The organism is Campylobacter rectus (assembly GCF_004803795.1).
Taxonomy (GTDB): domain Bacteria; phylum Campylobacterota; class Campylobacteria; order Campylobacterales; family Campylobacteraceae; genus Campylobacter_A; species Campylobacter_A rectus.
On record NZ_CP012543.1, the window covers coordinates 2,335,978 to 2,359,308 of the forward strand.

10 protein-coding genes and 1 pseudogene are annotated in these 23,331 nt (G+C 43.6%); 8 read left to right on the forward strand and 3 right to left on the reverse strand.

Annotation, left to right across the window (positions count from 1 at the left end; translation table 11 throughout):
- Positions 1-463 precede the first annotated feature (463 nt).
- Both CRECT_RS11245 and CRECT_RS11250 read right to left on the reverse strand, forming a co-directional pair.
- On the reverse strand, positions 464-682 hold the full coding sequence (locus CRECT_RS11245; protein ID WP_002945913.1) for a hypothetical protein: 219 nt from the start codon (positions 680-682) through the stop codon (positions 464-466).
- 508 nt (positions 683-1,190) lie between these two features.
- Entirely contained in the window at positions 1,191-2,963 is a 1,773-nt protein-coding gene (locus tag CRECT_RS11250) for an aryl-sulfate sulfotransferase (protein ID WP_002945891.1), read from the reverse strand.
- Between the two features lie 192 nt (positions 2,964-3,155).
- Here CRECT_RS11250 and CRECT_RS11255 point away from each other — a divergent pair, with 192 nt between their 5' ends.
- From CRECT_RS11255 to CRECT_RS11285, 7 genes are all read left to right on the forward strand, one after another.
- Positions 3,156-3,359 carry a tautomerase family protein gene (locus tag CRECT_RS11255; RefSeq protein WP_002945890.1) on the forward strand — a complete coding sequence of 68 codons (204 nt, stop codon included), beginning with the start codon at positions 3,156-3,158 and terminating at the stop codon, positions 3,357-3,359.
- Positions 3,356-3,853, forward strand: a complete 498-nt coding sequence (bcp, locus tag CRECT_RS11260; RefSeq protein WP_002945905.1) for a thioredoxin-dependent thiol peroxidase — start codon at positions 3,356-3,358, stop codon at positions 3,851-3,853. The genes CRECT_RS11255 and bcp overlap by 4 nt, the downstream gene beginning before the upstream one ends.
- Positions 3,854-4,827: 974 nt before the next feature.
- Positions 4,828-6,288 carry an aldehyde dehydrogenase family protein gene (locus tag CRECT_RS11265; RefSeq protein WP_002946166.1) on the forward strand — a complete coding sequence of 487 codons (1,461 nt, stop codon included), beginning with the start codon at positions 4,828-4,830 and terminating at the stop codon, positions 6,286-6,288.
- Positions 6,289-6,544: 256 nt separating this feature from the next.
- A complete protein-coding gene (locus tag CRECT_RS11270) occupies positions 6,545-9,085 on the forward strand; it encodes an autotransporter domain-containing protein (protein WP_171992749.1) in 2,541 nt (846 codons plus the stop codon).
- A 66-nt stretch (positions 9,086-9,151) separates the two neighbouring features.
- On the forward strand, positions 9,152-9,322 hold the full coding sequence (locus tag CRECT_RS11275; RefSeq protein WP_171992750.1) for a hypothetical protein: 171 nt from the start codon (positions 9,152-9,154) through the stop codon (positions 9,320-9,322).
- 15 nt (positions 9,323-9,337) lie between these two features.
- Positions 9,338-14,524, forward strand: coding sequence for a DUF4214 domain-containing protein (locus CRECT_RS11280; RefSeq protein ID WP_171992751.1), 5,187 nt, complete (start codon positions 9,338-9,340; stop codon positions 14,522-14,524).
- A gap of 60 nt (positions 14,525-14,584) precedes the next feature.
- Complete coding sequence (locus CRECT_RS11285; RefSeq protein WP_171992752.1) at positions 14,585-17,956, forward strand: DUF4214 domain-containing protein; 3,372 nt, start codon at positions 14,585-14,587, stop codon at positions 17,954-17,956.
- A 1,083-nt stretch (positions 17,957-19,039) separates the two neighbouring features.
- Here CRECT_RS11285 and CRECT_RS11290 read toward each other — a convergent pair.
- Entirely contained in the window at positions 19,040-22,678 is a 3,639-nt protein-coding gene (locus CRECT_RS11290) for a DUF4214 domain-containing protein (protein ID WP_004320855.1), read from the reverse strand.
- A 422-nt stretch (positions 22,679-23,100) separates the two neighbouring features.
- On the opposite strand from CRECT_RS11290, the pseudogene CRECT_RS12820 reads away from it, so the two are divergent.
- Positions 23,101-23,322 (forward strand): annotated as a pseudogene (locus tag CRECT_RS12820) (hypothetical protein); the annotation flags it as partial.
- Between the last annotated feature and the right edge of the window lie 9 nt (positions 23,323-23,331).

Below are 23,331 nucleotides of genomic sequence, written 5' to 3' on the forward strand. Positions count from 1 at the left end.
CGATAAAGATTTATATAAAATTATAATTTAAAAAGAATTCGAGTGTGATTTTTAAAATCGATAGATAAAATTTTAGCAGATAAGCAAATAAAATTTAAACAAAAATGGCGGGCTTAAATTTCGGCGATCCAAAGCGTCAAATTTAAGCGGACAAATCCGGCTTGAACGACAAGTTAATAAACAAAATCCCGACTTACCGTTAAAATCAAAAACAAAATTCGATCCGCCTTGCGTGAGCCGTCAAAGCACAAATTTAGCGAAACGGATAAAAGTAAAATTTACCGTCGCGCGACCGCCGTAGGTCCAACCGCACGGAAAACAAGCAAAATTTAGCCTGCCGCACCTCTTAATATCCCATTTCGCGCCGAGCGGAACACTTAAAATGCAGCGCGACCGACTTGTCGCAATACAAACGCACGATAAACGAGTCGCCTTTGTCGCTATGGATGATAATCTAGGCCGTCTATACGCACTCCGTCGTCATCGCCGTTTTTGGCGTAAATAGCTTCATACTCTTATAACCGGCGGCAAATGCCGAACTCGGCGAGCAAACCTCAAAATCAAGCCGCACCTGCTTGCCCTGCGGGTAACGCACGCAAAGCGCCGCAATTAGATTAAACGTTTTGCCCTGCAATGCGGCTTTCGGCAAGACGGCATCGCGATAAACATATTTGGTTTCCATAGTTTTTTCAAAAATGAGCCGCCAAACCCGAGATTTCAGGTGACAAAAATAGCTCACAGCGGTAAATAGCGCAAACTAAATCCGCCGCACACAGGTAAAATTTCACTAGGCGAGTTAAATCAAGCAAAGCGTCGGGCTAAATTTCAAAACCGAATCCAACCTGCCGCGTAAATTCTAAATTTAACCGCGGCGATCGCGGTAAATTTAAGCTCGCCGTATCGTAAAGCATCAAAACCGCAAGGCGGCGAAGCGCAGGCTTGGTTCGTTCCGCATCAAACGACGGCAAAGCGCATCAAGCTACCCGCTGCGAGCCGATAAATTTAATAAGGCCGCACGCCGGACTTGACGGCGGTAGGTAAAATGCAGTAGGCAAAATTCGGCCTGTGACGGCAAAACATAAATCCGATCCGCGACAAGTAGGCAAATTTAATCCGCCGCGAAATTCTAAATCCAGCCGCGCGCCCGATTTTGACGGCGGCTAGAAAAACCAAACCGGAAAAGGTCAAATTTAATAGTTAAAGATATTCGGATCGATCACCAGCGCGCGGTAAGCTACGTCGTCTCTAGACGCCGACTCCACGTCCATTTCAAATTTAATGTCGTTTGTTTTCGGATCGATCTCCACGAGCACCATTTTGATCGTTTTATCTGGCTTTAGCAGATAGACGTTCGAGCTTGACATGAAATACGTGCTTTTATCCTTTTGCCACTCCACGACGCTCGTAACCGCGCTGTAAAAGTCAAATCCGCGCTCCTTGCCAAACTCCCACGTCTGCTCGACGGTGCCCTTTTTCTCGTCGATCTTATACTCGACCGCGCGAGAGTATTTTTCCTCTTTTAGCGCAGGCTGCTCCATGCCGCGGCCGTCGCCGTTGTCAAATACGCTGATGTGCTTTACGGGGCCCTTGTTATCGTAGCGCGGAGTGAGCCACGCGGTGTGCTGCGTCCACGACCAGTCGAAGTCGCCCTCGCATTTTGAGTTTTCGCATTTGATTTTGTTGCCGTTTTTATCCACGGGCACTAGTACTTTTTCTTTAAAGTCCGCGCTCCAGCCCTCAGGCGATGCGAGGATCCATTTCACCTTTTTGTCGCGGCCGATCTTAACTATGCCTTGGTGGCGGAGCGAGAGGATGATGCCGTCGTCGCTAGGATCGTGCGAGATCGAGTTTACGTGCGCCCAGTTGCGTCCCGTGCCGGTCGAGGTCACGTCGCCGAAAGGCAGATCGTCGCTGATTTTGATCTCTTTGGCGTCCATATCGATATTTAGGCATACGGCGCGGGCGTCAAGAGCCTTGATGAGGCTGCTGCGGTAAACGTTTTTGCCGAAAATTTCATTCAGGTCCCACTCGTCCACGACCTTGCCGCTGCCGTCCACTTCGATGATGTGATCCCTGATCGTGTGCGAGAGCCTGCCGTCTGCGTGGTGATAGTTGTATTTACCCACGCGAAGTAGCAAATGATCGCCTTTAAGCGGCATCACCTCGTGGCTAAGGTCGATGTAGCCGCGCGGCAGCTCGCGATTATACACCTCCTTGCCCATCATATCGTAGCGCATATATCGCTGCGCCATACCCCAGCTCAGATCGCCGTTTGGCAGCTGATGAAAACCCATCATCATGCCGCCGTCCATCACTCTACGCTCGCTGCGGTCGTAAAATTTCTGATAATCTAGATACCATCTGACCTCGCCTTGCGTATCGACGACGAAATTTTCGGTGAAGTCGTTCCAGCTAGCGGCACCCCCGTTTTTCCAATCAAGCGGTTTATGGACGCTCGTGATGGTGTTGTTGATGAGATAGAGCCTGTTTTTAAACGCAGGATCGACCTTTTTAACCTTCATCTTTTGCATGTGGCTAAATCTATAATCTCGGCTATACGTCACGATCGGCTGAGCGTAAATTTTATACTTTTCGACCTTCTTTTCGCCGTTAAAAACGTAGCTTACCTCGACCTCGTTTAGATAGTCCGGATACAGCCCCCAGATCGGCACGCCGTCGTGGTTTAGCAGCGCATGCTCGGAGACGTTATAGGCGATGTCGATGCCGCCATTTGGTTTACCCAGCACCCGCACGTGGACATCCTTGATGTCCTTGCCCGCGCGATCGATGACGGCGGTCAGAGGCGCCACGTCGTATGGGTTGATAAACACCGAGCCAAGCTCGCCCTGCACCTTCACGTGATGCGCTAGCACCGCAGCGCTCGCCGTCTGCGGCACCGCTATAAACGCGCCGCCTGCTAAGGCCGCAGCCAAAACGATAGAACCGAAAAAATTCTTATGCATATTCGCTCCTTTTGGGTAAATTTAACTAATTTTACTACTACCGAATCACATAATAATCATACGAGTATAAATTTTTGCTTAAATATTAAATTTAAAGCCTCCGCTAAAATTTTAATGAGCTAGTGCGAGCGGCGAAGCACGGGCTAAATTTTGATATAATTAGCCCGAATTTATCAAATTTAAGGAGAAAAAATGCCTTTCATAAACGTAAAAATGGCAGGCCCGGAGCCGACGAAAGAGCAAAAGCAAAAGCTGGTCGAGGAGATGACCGATACTATGGTGCGCGTGCTGGGCAAAAGTCGAGAGCGAGTGCAAATTTATATCGAGACATACGACGCAAGCTCGATAGGATCGGGCGGCAAGACGCTTGAGGAGCTTAGAAAGGAGCAAAAATGAGCGAATTTTCTAAAGAAGATTTGGAGCGAAAAATCACTCTGGCAGCGGGCGATACGGCGCCCGAGTTTAGCCTGGAAAACAGCGACGGCGTAAGCGTCAGCCTAAAAGACTTCGTCGGAAAAAACGTCGTGCTGTACTTTTACCCAAAGGACAACACCCCGGGCTGCACGACCGAAGCGTGCGAATTTAGCGCGCTTTACGACGATTTTATAGCCAAAGATACCGTGATCTTGGGCATTAGTCCCGATAGCGTCAAGTCGCACGCCGGCTTTGCGCAAAAACAGAACCTAAAGCACATCCTACTAAGCGATCCCGCGCACGAAGTCGCCAAACTCTACGGCGTCTGGCAGGTGAAGAAAAACTACGGCAAAGAGTATCTGGGCATCGCACGCTCGACCTTTGTGATCGGCAAAGACGGCAAGATCGCAAAGGTGTACAAAAGCGTGAAGGCAAAAGAGCATGCGGCAAAGGTGTTGGCCGATCTTGTGAAGTGATTGCGGTTTGTCTCGCGAGCGTCTTTAACGGAGCTAGAAATTTTCTCTCTCGATGAACTATATGTTCTATCCTCGATCGAAAATTTCTTCGCAACCCTTAAATCCATCTCACGATACTTCGCCTTGATTTTTTACGTTCAAATTTAAGGGTCAAATTTGCAAATTTCGGTTTCAAATTTTACGCACCGAGACCCGCATCTTGAAAATGTAAATTTGTTACACTCAAATTTAACTAAAAACTCGCGACGCTTTGCGTCAGCAAAGCTATGTCGCCACCTCTCACGTGCAGTGGGGTAGGTGGGGTTTCTGCCTCGCAAAGCTTGCAACTGTAAGCAGACGGGGGCGGGTCTGCTTTGCAGTTGCGAGGCAAAGCCGAAGCAAAGGAAAAGGGCGCTCTACTTTAGCTTCACTGCGTTCGCTACTGCAAGCAGAGCGTTACGAGCGCTTGCACGAAGTAAAAAGAAAAAATACGGCGTCTTATCGTTTTGCGCTCAAATTTGAAGTCAAATTTGCAAATTTCGGTTTCAAATTTTACGCACCGAGACCCGCACCGCAAAAAGCTAAATTTAGCTTAGTTAAGTTTTTGAGTTTCTTTGCGCAAAAACAACCGCTCAAGGGTTGTTTTTGCTTTATTGTAAAGGGGGTGGGGGCTTGAATGGCGAAGTCGCTCCCCACCCCCTACGACGCTTTTCTTCGTAGGGGCAACTTGTTGCCGTCTAGTAACGAGCGAAGCGAAGTTTAAGGGTGGCGACATAGCTTTGCTGACGCAAAGCGTCGCAAGTTTGAGAAGCAAATTTGCGCTTTTGGAATGCGCGTCTCGGCAGGTAAAATTTAAAATTTTCCCATAAAATTTAACCTAAAATCCCGTCAAATTCCAGCTCAAATTTTTGATAACGATTATTTTCTAATTATCAAAATATTTACACTGCGGATGTAATATTTTCAGTTATAAAATAATCTTTCAAGGAGAAAAAATGGTTAAGTTGCAAGAAAAATACGGCCTTTTTATAAACGGCGAATTCGTCCTCGCAAGCGGCGGCAAGACGCTAGATACCTTTGATCCCGCCACCGGCAAAAAGCTAGCCGCGATCGCGGACGCGAGCAAAGAGGACGTGGACGCCGCGGTCAAGGCCGCTCGCGAAGCGTTTAAGACGTTTCGCCGTAGCACGGTGAGCGAGCGAAGCAGAATTTTGCTCAAGATCGCCGACATAATCGATGCAAACAAAGACTTTTTGGCCGCGGTCGAGACGATGGACAACGGCAAGCCTATCCGCGAGACGCTAAACGTGGATGTGCCGTATGCGGCGGAGCATTTTAGGTATTTTGCGGGCGTGATCCAGGGCGAAGAAGGCAGCGCGAACGTGCTCGAAGAAAAGCACCTCTCGCTCATCCTGCGCGAGCCTATCGGCGTCGTAGCGCAGATCGTGCCGTGGAATTTCCCGTTTTTGATGGCGGCGTGGAAGCTAGCTCCGGTCATCGCAGCCGGCGACACGAGCGTGCTAAAGCCGTCGTCTGAAACGAGTCTGAGCGTGCTCGAGCTAATGCGCCTCATCAAAGACGTGCTGCCAAAAGGCGTCGTAAACGTGATAACAGGCAAAGGCAGCGGCGCGGGCGAGTTTTTACAAAAACACGGCGGCATCGATAAGATCGCATTTACCGGCTCGACCGAGATCGGACGCGAGATCGCTATTTCGGCGGCTGAAAAAATCATCCCCGCAACGCTCGAGCTAGGCGGCAAATCGGCCAACATCATCTACGCCGACGCAGACTTTGACTTGGCTCTAGACGGCGTTCAGATGGGCATTTTGTTTAACCAAGGACAAGTTTGCTGCGCGGGCAGTAGGATATTTGTCGAGGAGAAAATTTACGACAAATTTATCGCCGCGGCGGTGGAGAAATTTAAAAATCTAAAAGTCGGCGATCCTCTGGATCCAAAGACGCAGATGGGCTCTCAGATCAACGCCAAACAGGCCGCCAAGATCATCGAGTACATCAATATCGGCGTCAAAGAAGGCGCCAAAATCGCCGTCGGAGGCAAACTCGCGGCCGCAGGAGGTAGCTTCGTCGAGCCGACGCTGCTAGTGGACGTGAGCAACGATATGCGCGTAGCCAGAGAGGAAATTTTCGGCCCGGTAGGCGTCGTGATCAAATTTAAAAACGAGGACGAGCTCATCAAGATGGTAAACGACAGCGAATACGGCCTAGGCGGCGGCGTTTTCACGCAGGACATCACTCGCGCTATCCGCACCGCTCGCGCGATGGAGACGGGCCGCGTGTGGATAAACTGCTACAACCAGATCCCGGCGGGCAGCCCTTTTGGCGGCTACAAGAGCTCGGGTATCGGCCGCGAAACGCACAAAATCATCCTTGAGCACTACACTCAGATGAAAAATATCATGGTAAATTTGACGGGCAAGGTCAGTTCGTTTTATTGATACCGCGATAATGCGTAAATTTAGACCGAATCAAGCGATTTATTCGGTCTAAATCGCTTTAAAAATCTGCAAAACTATTTTCAAGCTTAAAGTATAAAAATATATATTATCTATCGATAATTTCTTAAAATTTAGATGTCTGACACAATATAAGAATTTATATTTCATATTAAATTTTACTAATCCCTTAAGCTTACATTAAACATTAATTTATTATTATGTTTTTATATTTTAACCTCTTTCTCAAGGATATATTATGAGAAATACACAAAATTTAAAATCCGCATATAGACACGAGTATAAGACGCAAACAAACGGATTTACGAAGCTAAGTTCGGTTGCGGCAACGGCTATTTTACTCGCCGTTTCAAATTTTGCGGCCGATTTCGCTACGATAAACTCAAACATAGAAAACGGCACCACCGCTCAAAAATATTATTATTTTACCGGCACTCAAAAAAAGATAAATTTGACCAAAAATACAGTCAAGCAAAATGACTTTTCAGGAAGTGTGATAGCGGCTCTGAGCGACGAAAATTTAAATAAAGATAAAGATTTGAGCGGTTATGCGCTAAATGTAAAAAATTTGGATTTTTTAAGCGTTAAAATAAAACCGCGAATTTTGGCCGCGGGCGCGTATAGCTCAAACGTCTCGCAAAATACGTTAAATTTGTCGGATTCCGTAAATGGAACGAATGTAGAAGCTCGCGGCGGACACTCGTATAAAGGCGCGGCCCAAAATAATAAAGTAAATATAACAGCCTCAAAAATCGATGCCGTCCTCGGCGGAAGCTCAAGGATCGCAAAGGCGAATTCAAACAAAGTCGTTATCAAATCAAACGGGCAAACCGCTTCGGAGGTTAGAGTCGCGCACGGCGGCAGGACCTGGTTTAGCAAAAACGGAGCGCATAACAACGAAGTAACCGTCATCGGCTCAAACGCTTTTTGGGTCTACGGCGGCGAGTCGCAAGGCGGAGACATAACCTCAAACAAAGTCGCCGTAATGTCCGACGGTAAAATCAAATCGCTCTCAAGAGGCGTATTCGGCGGCAAGAGCGTAAACGGCACGAAAGGCAACGTAAATCAAAACGAAGTAACCATAATAGGCTCGGATGTAGAACCGAGCTTTGAAGAAGATAGCGGCGTTTATGGCGGAAGGGCCAGCTACGGCAACGCAAATTTAAACAAAGTCGCCGTTATGTCCGACGGTAAAAATCGCTCTATCGTGCAAGCAAATATTTACGGAGGGCGAAGCGTAGGCAGAAGCTCTTTTGGCGCTGCTCCAAGCGAAGTTAATCAAAACGAAGTAACGCTTATAGGCTCTGAGGCGGCAGAAATTTACGGCGGCGAAACCGGAGGCGGTAATGCAAATTTAAACAAAGTCGCGCTAAGGTCGGACGGCGCAAATAAATCGCAAGCAGGCATCGTCTACGGAGGCAAATCGCTAACAAATAGCGCCGACAAAAACGAGGTAGGCATCTTTAACTCGGCGGTTAGAAAGGACGTTTACGGCGGCCATACGGGTTACGGAACGGGTAACGCCGACGCGAATAAAATAACGTTAAGCGACGCAAATATCGGCGGTAGTGTTTATGGCGGATACAACGAAGGTTTTACGGGAAGCGCGATAAATAACATAATAAATTTAAAAAATAGCGTAAGAGTCGGTGGCGACATAGTAGGCGGCAAAGCCGAAAGCCAAATGCACATAAGCGGCAATACCCTCAATGTTTATTCTAACGACATAACAGCGGGAAACGTCAAAAATTTCGAGACCTACAACTTCTACCTACCTCAAGATACGAAAGCCGGAAGCGATATCATTTCGTTAAGCTCAAACGAAGACACCGACTTAAAAGGCGCGAAATTTAAGGTCACGATAGACGGACGGGCTCCAAAGCTCAATATCAACGAAACGGTAAATTTGATCAAAAAAACGGGCGCATCGGGTAAAATTTTAGCCGACGACGAGATAAAATACGAAACCGCTTCCGGCACTTTAAACGATTATAAATTTGAAATAAAAAAGACCGGCGATACGACCTTGAGCGCGACTCTCAAAGAAAAATCGCCCGGCTCTAAAGGCAAAAGACTGCTGAAAAGCGCAGCCGCTCCGACGAACCTAAACGGCAAGATGAACGACGTGGCTAGCGACGCTATCGGCAGCGTCGAGGTTGATCTAAACCGCCTTGAAAACGCGAATTTATTTGCTATGAAAGATAGCTACGCCAGACTGGCCTACGCCGATAAACTGGACTTTAGAAGCGACGCCGGAGCGCCGGATTTGGGTATAGGCGAGCGCGAAAGGCTCATAATGAGCTTTGCCGGCATAAACGGCTTTAAAGCAAACTACGACAAAAGCGATACCGACCTAAAAGGTTTCGCCGTAGCCGCCGGTTTAGCCACGAAGATAGACGAAAAAGTATTTGGCCTATTTGCCGAGCACGGATATGCAAAATTCGACAACCACAATTTCGACGGCAAAGTAAAAAACTACGGCGGCGGCGTCTTTGCCAGATTTAATCTACAAAACGATTTTTACGTAGATACCTTGCTACGAGTCGGTAAAACCAAAAGCGAATTTAGCGGGTATGATACGCAGGCGACGTATTACGGCGCAAATTTAGGCGTAGGCAAAAAGCTGAATCTCGGAGATTTTAGTATGGATAACTGCGTATCTTACGCGTTTTTCTACACCGGAAGCGACGAAACCGATATCGGCGGCAGGATTATTAAATTTGACGATACAAAAACCAATATCACCAAAATTTACTCAAAATTAATTTACAACGGCTAAAAAATTTCGCCTTACGCGAAGGTCAAATTTGAGTATAAATTCAACTCAAATACGCAAATTAGAGCTTTGCAAGACGAAGACGGACTTAGTTTTAATCCAAAAGGCTACTCCGCCGGCGGCGAGCTTGGCTTGAGATATACGCCTTCGCAAGCTACTCAGCTAAATTTTAGCGTAACACATGTTTTCGGTAAAAAAAACGAAACCGGCGGCAGAGCTGATTTCGCATATAAATTTTAAACTCAAGGAGTCCCAATGTCCCTAACCCAGTCCCATATCTCTGCTTTATACATAGCATTGTTTGGTAGAGCCAGTGAAGGCGCCGGAAATAAATTCTGGCTAAATGCCGCAAATACTCAAAACCTAAGTATGGCAGATATCGCAAACGCTATGCTTAATACCGGTGCGGCAAAAGAGTATTTCGGAGGTAATTTAAATACCGACGAAAAGTTTATAAACCATATCTATGAAAACGTACTGGGTAAAGGTGCGGGTATAGATAAAGAGGGTAAAGCCTTTTGGATAAATAAATTAAAAGAAGGAGCTAATAAAGGTTTTATAGCAAGCCAGCTTCTTAAAGAAGCTCTTGATCCTAAATACTCAAACAGTACCGATGAAGCTACTAAAGCGGCTCACAATCTTTTAGTAAATAAAGTACTTGCTTCAAATATGGTAGCAGATAGCATACAAAACGTTCCTAACTCAAGCATACAAAACGCTTTAAAATCTTTTACGGATATTAATAGCAATATATCCTCTACTTTAAAAGCAAATGATATAAAAAAGGTTATACAAGACAATAAAGGAAATTTAACCGTAGACGAATCCAAACTGGATGAATCCGCAAAACAAAACAATAAGGTTAAGATTTTATCTCAAGTAACGGGTAAGAGTGAAGATGAGATAAAACAGATACTGCCTAAAGAAGATAATCCAAGTACTCCGGATACCCCTACTCCACCCGATAACCCTACTCCTCCTACTCCTCCTGCGCCAAATCCGCAGCCTGAACCGAACCCGAATCCTCCTCAACCGCCGGTACCGAATCCTGAACCGAATAAAGAGGTCGATGTAGCTACGTTTTTACAACAAGCCGTAAAACCCGAGAATGCGGATAAGAAATTCGACATAAAGGATACGTCGGCAGCCATAAATGAAAAGATCGCAGAACTGGCGGCGTATAAAGACAAGGTAAAATCCCTCGTCTCAACTCAAAACGATAAACCTATAAGCGTTACGAAATCTCAATTTGAAGCGATAACGGCGGATAAATTCAGCAAAGACAACAAAATAGAAGTTAAAGATCTTGAAGCTGGAGATAAAGCGCTTGCACTAAACGATAAAGTCGATAGCTTTACGATGAAGGCGGGCAATTTTTTAAAGATAGAGGCGGACGATTTTGCAAAGTTAAAAGATAAAGCTCCGGACGACTCTATCGCCGTTGACGACGACTGGGGATTTATGAACGGGATACCTAGTCTAAGTGCGGCCGCTACGCTCTCTAAAATCCATAGTATAAAATTTAAAATTAGCTCAAGTGTTAGCCTTAATAACCCAAACTACGTAATCACCAAAGAGTTTTTTGACAAAATAATAGCAGGTAAAATTTGGCTAAATGATGTTACTGACAGCAAAAAAGATATAGAACTAGTCAAACATAACGTAGTCGAGAGATTTTTTATAAAAGAAGGCAAAGAATTTACCGTAAATGTCGCCGACTTTAACGCTATAAAAGATAAAATATCAAAAGCCGATAAAGTAAATATCCAAGATACGTCTGAAAATATATCAAAGAATCTTGACGTCATACAAAAATATCTAACTAAAATCAAAACTCTAGATAGTTCGGATAATAAAAAAATAAATATAGAAAAAGAAAAATACGAAGCTTTAAAAGACGTAATATCCCAGGACGATAAAGATAACGGAGTGTATGAAGTAAAAAAGAGCGATCTTAACGTGGCGGATTTCTTAAAAGAAGCCGCAAAACCTGAGAATGCGGATAAGAAATTCGACATAAAGGATACGTCGGCAGCCATAAATGAAAAGATCGCAGAACTGGCGGCGTATAAAGACAAGGTAAAATCCCTCGTCTCAACTCAAAACGATAAACCTATAAGCGTTACGAAATCTCAATTTGAAGCGATAACGGCGGATAAATTCAGCAAAGACAACAAAATAGAAGTTAAAGATCTTGAAGCTGGAGATAAAGCGCTTGCACTAAACGATAAAGTCGATAGCTTTACGATGAAGGCGGGCAATTTTTTAAAGATAGAGGCGGACGATTTTGCAAAGTTAAAAGATAAAGCTCCGGATAATTCTATCGATATACATGATAGATACGGCTTTTTAAACGCGGTAGCGAGCATAAGCAAGGTTGATACGCTTTCTAAAATACACAGCATCAAATTTAACGTCGGCGCCCTAGCTTTAGATGCGGACGATCCTACATACACCCTTACAAAAGCATTTTTGGATAAGATAGTAGCAGGTAAAATTTGGCTAAACGGCGTTACTAACAGCAAAAACGATATGGAGCTAATCAAACACGATACGGTCGAGAAATTTTTCATAAAAGAGGGCTATGATCTTACCGTAAGCATCGCCGATTTTAACCTTATAAAAGACAAAATGTCAAAGAAAGGCAAAGTAAATATCCAAGATACGTCCGAAAATATATCAAAGAATCTTGACGTCATACAAAAATATCTAACTAAAATCAAAACCCTAGATAGCTCGGATAATAAAAAAATAAACATCGAAAAATCAAAATACGAAGCTATAAAAGATATAGTGTCGCAGGATGATAAGGATAATAACGTTTACGATGTTAAGGGACCGACTCCTGATGAAATGCCGACTCCTGATCCTAGCGAGAGCCCAAAACCAGTTTACGGGGAGACGGAAAACGCGGTATACGAATATAAAGGAATCACTCAGATAAAAAATACCGACGGTTCGACAACCTATAATATCGGCAAGGCCGACGATCTTGAAGGCGGTACGCATGTCATCCATACCAAACCGGGCGATGTTATCGATTTTGCAAAAGATATAACATCCATAGAAAGACTTGCAAATAAACTCGAACACAAAGACGGCGGGTTGCCGGCAAATTCCATAAAATATTTTATGAGAGGCGACGATCTTTACGTCTATATCTCGAGAAACGATGCAAACAAAATAAAAGGGGACGTGTATGATGCGGGCATAGATACGTTGCTTGTATTTAAGAATGTAAATTTAGGTAAAGTAAAAATCGGAGAATCCGCACAAGGAACGACCGACGGTAGATTTAAACTCTACGGTAATACTAAAAAAGAAGGCCTTGTAAAAGTAAGCGATGAAAAAGGTTTCGTTAAATTTTTTGGAGATGAGGCTCCGGGAGTTAAAATACCGGGGATAGACAATATCTACAAAGACGCGGACGGAAAATATTTCATAGATGCGGCCGGCACTCAACCTCTCGATACGGACAGTATGGCCGTAAGATGGATCGACTTTGGAGAAAAAGGGGTTTTCGCCATAGGAGTCAAAGGTTATGCGGGACTTATGAGTCTTTTAAATATGGATCAAATAAAAAAATTAAGCTTTGAATCGGTCGCTAGCAACCTTCACGACGGAGATACCTTAAAACTCGGCGATACTACGTATACTTTCCTAAGAGCCGATCAGATAAAAGAGATCAAAATCGGCAACGATAAAACAAATCCTCACAACAACTTTATCTACAAAAGTATGAATCCTAATGCTATGACGACGCAGTTGGTAAAAGATAAAGCCGTAACCGTAGAAAAATTCTTCGATGGAGACTTTAACGCTAATTATATGCTTGAAAACGATACCGTTACATATAAAAACGTCAAATACACCTTTGGCGCCGATCAAAAGATAACAAAGATAGAAGGTTACGGCAAAAAAGACGGTTTTGATACCATAGAAGATATCGGCGTTTCCGCTAAAACGCTCAAAGAATTAAAACAAGCCTTTATGGATAAAGTGGCCGACAACAGCATAACCAAACTCAAAATCGACGAAAATGTAAATTTTGAAACGCTTAAAAACCTGGAAAGCATCGCAAGCAAATTTAAGGCCGATGCGATAAATAAAGTCGAGCTTAGCATAGACGAGCTTGCAAAACTTTCATCGACGCTCGTATCTAAAATTTCGGACGCCGGCATAACGCTTAAAGGCGGAGTTTTAGATACCAATACGCTTGAGGCCGTTAAAGCAAACGGAGGCTTTGATAAGCTTAAAGCGGGCAGCATAAAAGACATCGATATGACCGCAGAAGCCGCAAAAGCTCTGCTTTCAACCCCCGGCGCCCACACTAAATTTGCAAATAAGTCCATCAACATAAAAGGCTCAAATTCAAAAGAGATACAAAAGCTGCTTGATTATCTTGATACGGACAACAATACCCGGTATCTCGCCAACAAGATCAAGTCCATAGACTCGACGACAAACGACGATAGAATTTCGGTGAGCAGAGAGATGTTTAATAAACTGGGCGAAGATGCGTTTGCTACGGACGATACCATAAGAGCTACCGATTTACAGCCTAAAGATAAAGCCATAGCTTTAAGCGATAAAGTCGATGTATTTACTATGGCCGACTTTTTCGGTATGCAATCATTGCTGGAAGTTACCGTGCAGGAATTTAAAAAGATACTGCAAGAGCATAAAAGCTCCAGCGCGACTTTCACGATCAAAGATACTTCCGCAAACATCCAAAACGGCATCATGGATCTCATAGCCAACAAAGATAGATTGGGCGATAAAGGACAAGGCATAGACAGTACCGAAAACAACGTGCCTATCGACCTTTCCAACCTCACAAAAGAGCAGTATGACTCCATCAAAGGTAAATTTAGCGCATACGACAAAGTCATACCGCCTGCCTCAAGCGCATATGACGATGCCATACCATACTCCGAATACGAAGAAAACAAGTCTATGTATGCAAGCGGACAAGATATCAAGATCAAAGATCTGCCTTCAAACGGTTCTACGCAGGCAACCGATGCGAACGAAACCTTTATCTTCGATAAAACCGTTAAAAATTTCCAAATTTCCGACTTTGGAACAAACGATAAAATCAACCTAAAAAATCTTGGCGCGACAGACTCGAATTTGGTCAAGATAAGCTCCGCTCAAAGCGCGCAAAACGGTAAAATTTATAAAGCCGACATAGCAAGCGATATCGAAAATAAAAACTTTTCAGGTAGCGATTTCGCCGAACTAGCGCAATACCTTAACGCCATCGAGGCAAACGGCAAGGCGGTGTTTGCGGCAAAAGGCAAAGATCAAACCCAAATTTACAGCATCAGCGACGACGGAGACGGCATCATCGAAAAGGATGAAATTAAGCTTGTCGCAACAATCACGAACGACAAATATCAAGGTGTTGACTTAACAGAAAATAATATGGATTTCTCGTAGTCAATTTATTTATAAAAAGCGCTTCAGGCGCTTTTTATAATATTTTACAAAGGAGTCCCAATGTCCCTAACCCAGTCCCATATCTCTGCTTTATACATAGCACTGTTTGGTAGAGCCAGTGAAGGTGCCGGAAATAAATTCTGGCTAAATGCCGCAAATACTCAAAACCTAAGTATGGCAGATATCGCAAACGCTATGCTTAATACCGGTGCGGCAAAAGAGTATTTCGGAGGTAATTTAAATACCGACGAAAAGTTTATAAACCATATCTATGAAAACGTACTGGGTAAAGGTGCGGGTATAGATAAAGAGGGTAAAGCCTTTTGGATAAATAAATTAAAAGAAGGAGCTAATAAAGGTTTTATAGCAAGCCAGCTTCTTAAAGAAGCTCTTGATCCTAAATACTCAAACAGTACCGATGAAGCTACTAAAGCGGCTCACAATCTTTTAGTAAATAAAGTACTTGCTTCAAATATGGTAGCAGATAGCATACAAAACGTTCCTAACTCAAGCATACAAAACGCTTTAAAATCTTTTACGGATATTAATAGCAATATATCCTCTACTTTAAAAGCAAATGATATAAAAAAGGTTATACAAGACAATAAAGGAAATTTAACCGTAGACGAATCCAAACTGGATGAATCCGCAAAACAAAACAATAAGGTTAAGATTTTATCTCAAGTAACGGGTAAGAGTGAAGATGAGATAAAACAGATACTGCCTAAAGAAGATAATCCAAGTACTCCGGATACCCCTACTCCACCCGATAACCCTACTCCTCCTACTCCTCCTGCGCCAAATCCGCAGCCTGAACCGAACCCGAATCCTCCTCAACCGCCGGTACCGAATCCTGAGGAACCAAACAAGATAGTGGGTACTGATGGAACGGATCATATACGAGGAACCGATAAAAAGGATTTCATAGATGCCAAAGGAGGCAATGACTTCGTAGACGGTCTTGGGGGCGATGATGAGATATATGGAGGCGAAGGGAAAGATAGGATCACCGGCGGCGACGGAAACGATACTATTTACGGCGATGGCGGTGATGACGAAATAATGGGCGATGCGGGAGACGATACTCTTTATGGCGGAGACGGAAACGATATCATATTTGGCAATGGTGGCAACGATACCATTTACGGTGGAAAGGGAAATGATAAAATTTACGGCGAACTAAACGATAAGCTGCTTGACGGCGGCGAAGGAATAGATGCGCTTTTGCTCACGGGCTCTCAGATAGATCTAGGCGCCGTGCAAAAAAATAAGATCAAAAATTTCGAGATATTGGATTTAAACAAAGGCTCTTATATCGGTATGGTTCTAAAAAATCTTACTCCGCAAAACGTCCTTAATATCACCTCAAACAAAGATACGATCTTAAAAATAAGCGGCGGCAATAAAGACACCGTAATCTTAGATAAAAAATTCACCGCTTCGGCCGATACGAGCGGTTTGGATGCGAATTACAATCGTTACGAGGGGTTAAACGATAAGGGCGAACTCATCAAAGTCGATATCGAAAAATCCATAAAAACCGTATTTGCAGCTACAGAACCGACGGATGATGCGGACTATATCCAAGGAACCCAAGAAGCGGATATCATTCGCGCAAAAGGCGGGGACGACGTGATATACGGAAACGGCGGAGACGATGAAATTTACGGCGACGAAGGCAATGACATCATCCACGGCAACGAAGGAGCCGATAAGCTGTTTGGCGGAGCCGGAGACGATGCCATTTACGGCGGCGAAGGTAACGACACAATAGAAGGCAATGAGGGTAAGGACAAAATTTACGGCAACGACGGAGATGATACCATAAAGGGCGGCGAAGGAGACGATATCTTAAAGGGCGAAGGCGGAAACGATACCATCTATGGAGAAGGCGGAAAGGATAATATATTCGGCAATGAAGGAGACGACATCCTCAAAGGCGGCGGCGACGACGATAAAATTTACGGCGGAGAAGGAAAAGATACGATAGACGGCGAAGCCGGAAACGACACGCTATACGGTAACGACGGAGACGATACGATAGACGGCGGAGAAGGAAACGATGAAATTTACGGACACAAAGGCAAAGATACGCTAAAAGGCGGCGAGGGAGACGATAAAATTTACGGCGAGTTAAGCGATACGCTGCTTGACGGCGGCGAAGGAGTGGATACGCTCATCCTTGAAGATAAAGAGATCGATTTTAATACGCTGCAAGCAGACGCGATCAAAAATTTCGAGATACTGGATCTAGGAAGCGGCAACAGCAACGCCGCAACGCTTAGAAACTTAAGTCCTCAAAATATCTCAAAGCTTACCTCAAACAAAGATACGATCCTAAAAATAAACGGCGACGATAAAGATATCGCGGTTTTAAGCGGCTTTACCGCTTCGGCCGATACGAACGGCTTGGATGCGAATTACAATCGTTACGAGGGATTAAACGATAAGGGCGAACTCGTCAAAGTAGATATCAAAAAATCGATAAAAACCGCATTCTTATCCGATCAACCGACGGATAACGCAGACTATATCCAAGGAACCCAAGGAGCAGATATCATTCGCGCAAAAGGCGGCGATGATATCGTATACGGCAACGATGGAGACGATACGATTTACGGCAACGACGGCAATGATGCGCTTTACGGCGGCAAAGGAGAGGATAAGCTGTATGGCGGTGCGGATAACGATGTCATTTACGGCGATGAGGGCGATGATACGATTTACGGCAACGAGGGCAACGATACGCTTTACGGAGGAGACGGTGACGATGAAATTTATGGAGGAGAAGGAAACGACGAAATAGAAGGCGGAGCCGGAAATAATACCATCTATGGTAACGAAGGAGACGACAACATCTATGGCGGCGGAGACGACGACACCATAGACGGCGGCGATGGAAACGACTTTTTATACGGCGATAACGGCAACGACACCATAGAGGGCGGAAGCGGAAACGATACGATAAAAGGCAGTTATGGCGATGACCATATAGAAGGAGGAGAAGGAGACGACAAAATTTACGGCGAGCTAAACGATACGCTGCTTGACGGCGGCGAGGGATACGATAGCTTGTATTTTAACGAAGACGTTGATTTTGATGCGATACGAGATACGTTAAATCAAAAGATTTCAAATTTTGAACAGTTACACTTAGGATATACCGGCGATGATACGGTTAAGCTCAATAATATGACCGCGGCCGATATCTTTGCGATGACGGACAACAAAGATACCATCTTAAAAATCAAAGGCGATAAAAAAGATTCGGTAGGTCTTAAGGGCTTTACTAAAGTCTCTAACGATCCCGGCGTAGAAAACGGCTACACTAGATACGAGAGCACCTACACTGATACAAGCGGCACGCATACTATCAAAGTCGATATAGAAAACCCAGTGCACGTAGATCTGGTCGGTATTTCTACGCCTTGACGCTAAAAGCTCATTTAAATTCCCTCGTAAATTCGAGGGAATTTCTCTTATAAAATCTACTAAACCGACCGTTTTACTTGCAAATTTTAAATTTATATTTGCGCACTATGCGGATGGTAAAATTTAGCTAAATTTGATAACGGCACGTATGCTAGTAATTTTATTTTATTAAAATTTAGCTAAAAGCGGCGATTTGATCAGGCGTTTTGCCGAGTCTTTTTGGTTGCGACGCTTGTTAAATTTATATCGGCGGTTTAAATTTAACGCTTGACAGATCGATCCCGCATTTAACCAAACTCATAAATTTGCTTAAAATTTAAACTTTAAAGCGCGACAAATACATTTAAATTTAAGGCCGAATTCTACCTGCTATAAACTCAAATTTAAAGACAAACCGCTGATTTTACGCTGAGCAAAACAGGTCCGCAAGCTACAAATTTAATAACCTAAAACGCTAAATTTATCGAATTTCACTTCACGCGATATATTTTATTTTTCCAAATTTCTATCGCTAAATCCAAATTTTAAAAGCCGAGTTTTTGCGGTTCGTCGCGAATTTTTGCCGATCTGCCAAAAGTCGGCCCGGCCGGTAGAGCCGCAGCGGCAGCCATACCGAGCATCTGCCAAAATATGCCCCGGGCTGTATGCGCGATAACATCCCAAAGCTCGTTTGCGCGTGATAGCGGATGCCCGCGCGAGCTCACGTTCCTGCGTCAAAGCGTCTCAAGCGGTATTAAAATCCGCTAAAACTCGGACCGATGAGGCGAATTTAGATAAAAATACTATGAGTCAAGACTGTAGGCCCCACGATCAAGGCACCGACGCCGCTCTTTGTCGGATCAAAGCATCTAGCGATCGTTGGCGATACGATCTTGCCAGCATTCGCCGCTTTGATTGCGCCCGAAGCCTCTTCTTGCAAGATAAAATATACGCTCGTTTTGCTCTTAAATTCTCATTTCATACGTAAATTTACGCATAAAAACCGTCGATAAAGTTTCCGAATTGTTTTGTAATCTTACAGAGAAATATTTTGGAGTGAATAGAAAATTCTGCCGCCATAGCGGCGACAGAATCAAAATAAATTTATGCGATATTTGAGTTGTTAAGCTCGACGCTACTATCTAAAGTACCTACTAAGCTTACTTCGCTCTGGTCTATCGTGCCGTTTCCGTCTTTATCCTCTACCGAGTAAAGTTTAGTTTTATCGGATCCTTTAACGGCTATTACCGATTTCGCGTTTTTAGTTACGGTAGTTTTAAAAGTCTTTCCGCTTGCGGCAAACAACTGATCAAAGACATTATCATTTATATTTCCGCTAACGGTCGTCTTGTAAATTTTACCGTTTTCGATAGTCGTTTCAGGCGAATTAGCTGACGTTACGGTTTTATCCGTAGCGCCGAGATTGCTAAAATCTATCTTATCATCCGCCGCATTAAAGCCATTGAGACTTAGTTCGCCTTTATCGCCGCTCAATTTTATGGTATCTTTCGTATTGTTATCCGAGATATCCATAGAAAGCTTTTTATTATTATATTTCACTTTGCTAAGATCGATGTTGCCTTTTGCATCGCTAATAGTCGTAGAAGCGGCACCGAGGCTAATCTCTTTCGTATCGGCTCCGTTCATTTTCTCAAACTGTTTAAACGACAGATTGCTGACCGCAGCGTTAATATTAAATTTCTCTATGCTTTTAAATTGGGTTTTTTCCAGATTGCTTGCCAGGACTTTACCCGTGTTATCTTCATTTGAGTTCACAACATCGACGGTATCGTTTGGATTCGCAGATGTGCCCGAGATCGTGACGTCTTTTACGTCAGTGCCGTTATCTCCATAAGTCGTCAGTTTGGTTATGCCGTTTTCGAGCTTTTCTTCGGATACTTTTGCGGCGCCTTTGGTAACCGTGAGCGTGTATTTATTTTCTTCGGCATTTGTGACGGTATGTTTAAGCCCGTCTTTTTCAGCTTCGGTGTTGATATATTTGTTTCCGGCTTTGAGTAAGTTCTTGCCGTCGACTTTTTCATACGTTTTAGCTTCGCCGTATTTATGCTCGCCCATAAGTTTGAAATTCGTATCCTTAAACTTAATATTGCTTATCTTAAGATCGTTTAAAGTCGCGCTATTAAACGCGGCAGGATTTTCTAGCGTTAGCTCCGCACCGTTTTTTAAATTTATTTTTTCTATCTTGCCTTCATTGTTTAAAATAAATTCATTGCCGTCTTGATCTAAAATTTTAGACGATGCTTTAGCTTGTTTTTCCTGCGTATTCAGATCGTTTCTGGCATTACCGAAATAGGTGGGAGATTTTAAGACATAAGTATAGTTGCCATCCTTGATAGATGTCACTTTATAATCGGCATTAAATTTATAAACCTTATTGTCCTTTTCAACACTGTCAAGATTGCCGATACCGGACTGGCTATCGGACTTTATCTTTGATCCGTCTCTTGTTCCGTTATAGACCTTGCCGTTTATCAGAGGGATTTTAAGGCCGCTTAGATCTTTTACCTTGTAGTCCGTTGTCTCATCGATAGCGGGACGATTGGCGTTATCAAACGTATAATCGGTTCCGTCCACTTTTACTTTATCGACTTTAAACTTATTGCCATCTTGTGATATCTGTGCTTCATATCCCTCTTTCTCGCTACCGCCTATTTTAAGTTTATCGCCTTCAAATGCGCCTTTTGAAAGCGTATCGTAATCAGCTGCGACATCGGCGTTTTTTAGGAAATAGGCTTTTGTTCCTTCTTTATTAACAGCGGATATGACCTTACCGTCTTTTTCAATGTAAATGATTTGTTTTTCTCCATTTTTAAATAAGGTAATTTTATTCCCCGCATCGGATCGTAAAAGCGCTTTATCGGTAAATTTAGCCTCTCCAAGGGAAGTAGAGTCGGTGCCTATCTCGTGGAGTTTATTAGTCGTTTTATCCACTACGAGAGTTTTGTCTTTTTCTATCTTTTTGCCGATATCGACGCTATACTTTCCATCCGCACTTCTATAAAGAGTTGTGTCTCCTACTTGTTTTAGCTCGACCGCTCCCAGTTTTTTAGCCAAATCGGCCAATGCATCGGCCTTAGCTTTTTGCAGCTCAGCTTCGGCTTTGGCTAAAGCGGCTTTAAGATCGGGATTGTTGGCGTCCTCTTTAAGATTGTTTTGCGCTGCAGTCACTTGGGCTTGTTTTAGTTCCAGTAAAGCTTTGGCGACATCAGACTTAGCCGCCGCTACATCCGCACCGCTCAAAACCTTATCGTTTGCTTTTTTCGCTTCATCCGCATCGTTAAAAGCTTTTTCCGCGGCGCCGGCTTTATTTTTGGTATCTTTCTCGTATGCATCGGCTTTATTTTTTAAGGCGTCGTTTTTATTATCCGCATCACCCAATCCCAACTCTTTAGCCCACTGTTTCAACTGGGCTTTCGCCATTTCTTTTTGAGCAGGCTTCAAGGATGTGCCGTCTATGCCGTTGGCAATCTCTTGAATAGTATTTTTAGCGGTATCGTTTATGAGATTTTTTAATTCCTCCGCCACTTCTTTTGCGCTGACGGCGGCATTGTTATCGGCGGCGGCTTTATTGTAAATTTGATCTACGGATTCTTTTTTGGCATCCGCTTGAGCAAACGATAGCTCCGCTTTAGCCAATAAAACCTGTTTATCTGCAAGATTGCCGGCCTTATCGGCAACGTTTGCTTTGCCTTGAGCGTCTACTAGATTTTTCTTATCGATGATTTTACCGCTGATTTTGTTGAGGTTATCTTTGGCTTTGTTTAAAGCCGCTCTTTGTTCGTCGGTTACGGACGATTCGGAGAGCTTTTTATCCAGATACTGCAAGCCGTATGATTTGATATTGCTGTTTTCCGCCGCTTTTTCAAGAGCTTCTTTAGTATAGTTTGCCGCCAATTTATCGGTTTTTGCATCTTGTGCGGCTTTAAGGGCTGCGTTAAGAGCGTCTTGGGCCTTTTTAACCGCTTGTTCTTTTTGTTGTTGAGGCGTATGAGGAGGTTGAGCGCCGCCTCCGCCGGAACCGCCGCCTTGACCGTTTCCGCCCGGATTTGGAGCATAAATATCCGTAGAAGCCGTCGTGTTATTTAGGGCTTGTTCTACCGCAGCCTTATCCCAAGAAGGAAATAGAGATTTTACAATTTCGGCGATCTTTTTATCGTCTGCTATCTTTAAATTGTTCTTTAGGGCTTCTTGTTTGATGACTTGAGCGATTTGCGTCGGCGTGCTACTGTCTTTGATATTTTTAAGGATAGCTTGAAATCCGGCTATCTTATCGGCAAGACTGCCCTTATCCGAGATGTTTTCGATAACTTTGGACGTAAGCTCGGCCGCTTTTACCTTATTTAAAAAAAGCTTTTGGGCTTTGATGTCTTCAGGTTTGCTAAACACGCCCTGCGTTGCGGCTTTTATCAACTCCGATACTATGGTCGCTTTTGAAATTCCTTTATCGAGTTTATCGGTCCAAAAACGCACGCCTTGAGGATCGTCGGCGCTTGTTTTGTTGAATAAATTCTTATAGATGTGATTGATAAACTCAAAATTCGACTCTTTGCCTGCAAAGTAGTCTTTGGACGCCTTGGTTTGTAGCATCTGGTGAGCGAGTTGTTCAACACTCAAATTTTGCTTATTGGCCGCATTGAGCCAAAATGCGTGTCCCGCACCTTCGGGAGCTCTATTAAAGAGTGTGGCATATAACGCGCTGACAGTATTGCTTGTGATTGACATATAAGGTTCTCCTTATGGTAAAATTTTGAAATTGAAGTCGTATTATAGTGACTTTCTAATTTTTTGTAAAGTAAAAGCAAAATGCTGTAAATAGGGGATTTGAAAAGAAACCGGCGGCATAATGCAATAAAAATTTAACCGAAAAGTTGTTTGTTGTAGTTGTTTTTAAAGATGAGTAAAAAAGATTATATAAATTTAGGCTCTCTTTAACTTAAGCTCACACAAAAGAGCAGCAAGTTACGATGAGAACTATGTTCTTGAAAAGTAACGAGCGTAGCGAAGTTAAAAATATCTAAGTTTTCAGGTGAGATTTCCAGCTCGCACACTCGCCCAGAAGCTTCGCTTTGAAATAGATGAAAGTTACTTCGGATCTAAGAGGGTATGTGCTTAGCCGCGCTTTGCTTGCTACTGTGAGCAGACGGGGATATGCTAAACATAGATTATCTAAATTTAAAGGAATCTTCTCGAGTGTAGCGACAGAGAATTTCTTGCTTCATCTTAAGGAATGCGAATTTAGATACAATAGCAGTAAAGATACAAAACAAGCGAAACGCTCACGAAGTGATGTTTCTATAAAAGAGCTCTATCATATTGTGCTAAAATTGATAAGAGGTCTTGTAAGTAGCGACGCAAGTCGCAGCTAAAATCCGCTT

What these genes read in the sequence shown, in the direction of transcription:
- CRECT_RS11245 (WP_002945913.1), bottom strand. Translation starts at nt 682, where the DNA reads ATGGAAACCAAATATGTTTATCGCGATGCCGTCTTGCCGAAAGCCGCA.
- CRECT_RS11250 (WP_002945891.1), bottom strand. Translation starts at nt 2,963, where the DNA reads ATGCATAAGAATTTTTTCGGTTCTATCGTTTTGGCTGCGGCCTTAGCA.
- CRECT_RS11255 (WP_002945890.1), top strand. Translation starts at nt 3,156, where the DNA reads ATGCCTTTCATAAACGTAAAAATGGCAGGCCCGGAGCCGACGAAAGAG.
- bcp (WP_002945905.1), top strand. Translation starts at nt 3,356, where the DNA reads ATGAGCGAATTTTCTAAAGAAGATTTGGAGCGAAAAATCACTCTGGCA.
- CRECT_RS11265 (WP_002946166.1), top strand. Translation starts at nt 4,828, where the DNA reads ATGGTTAAGTTGCAAGAAAAATACGGCCTTTTTATAAACGGCGAATTC.
- CRECT_RS11270 (WP_171992749.1), top strand. Translation starts at nt 6,545, where the DNA reads ATGAGAAATACACAAAATTTAAAATCCGCATATAGACACGAGTATAAG.
- CRECT_RS11280 (WP_171992751.1), top strand. Translation starts at nt 9,338, where the DNA reads ATGTCCCTAACCCAGTCCCATATCTCTGCTTTATACATAGCATTGTTT.
- CRECT_RS11285 (WP_171992752.1), top strand. Translation starts at nt 14,585, where the DNA reads ATGTCCCTAACCCAGTCCCATATCTCTGCTTTATACATAGCACTGTTT.
- CRECT_RS11290 (WP_004320855.1), bottom strand. Translation starts at nt 22,678, where the DNA reads ATGTCAATCACAAGCAATACTGTCAGCGCGTTATATGCCACACTCTTT.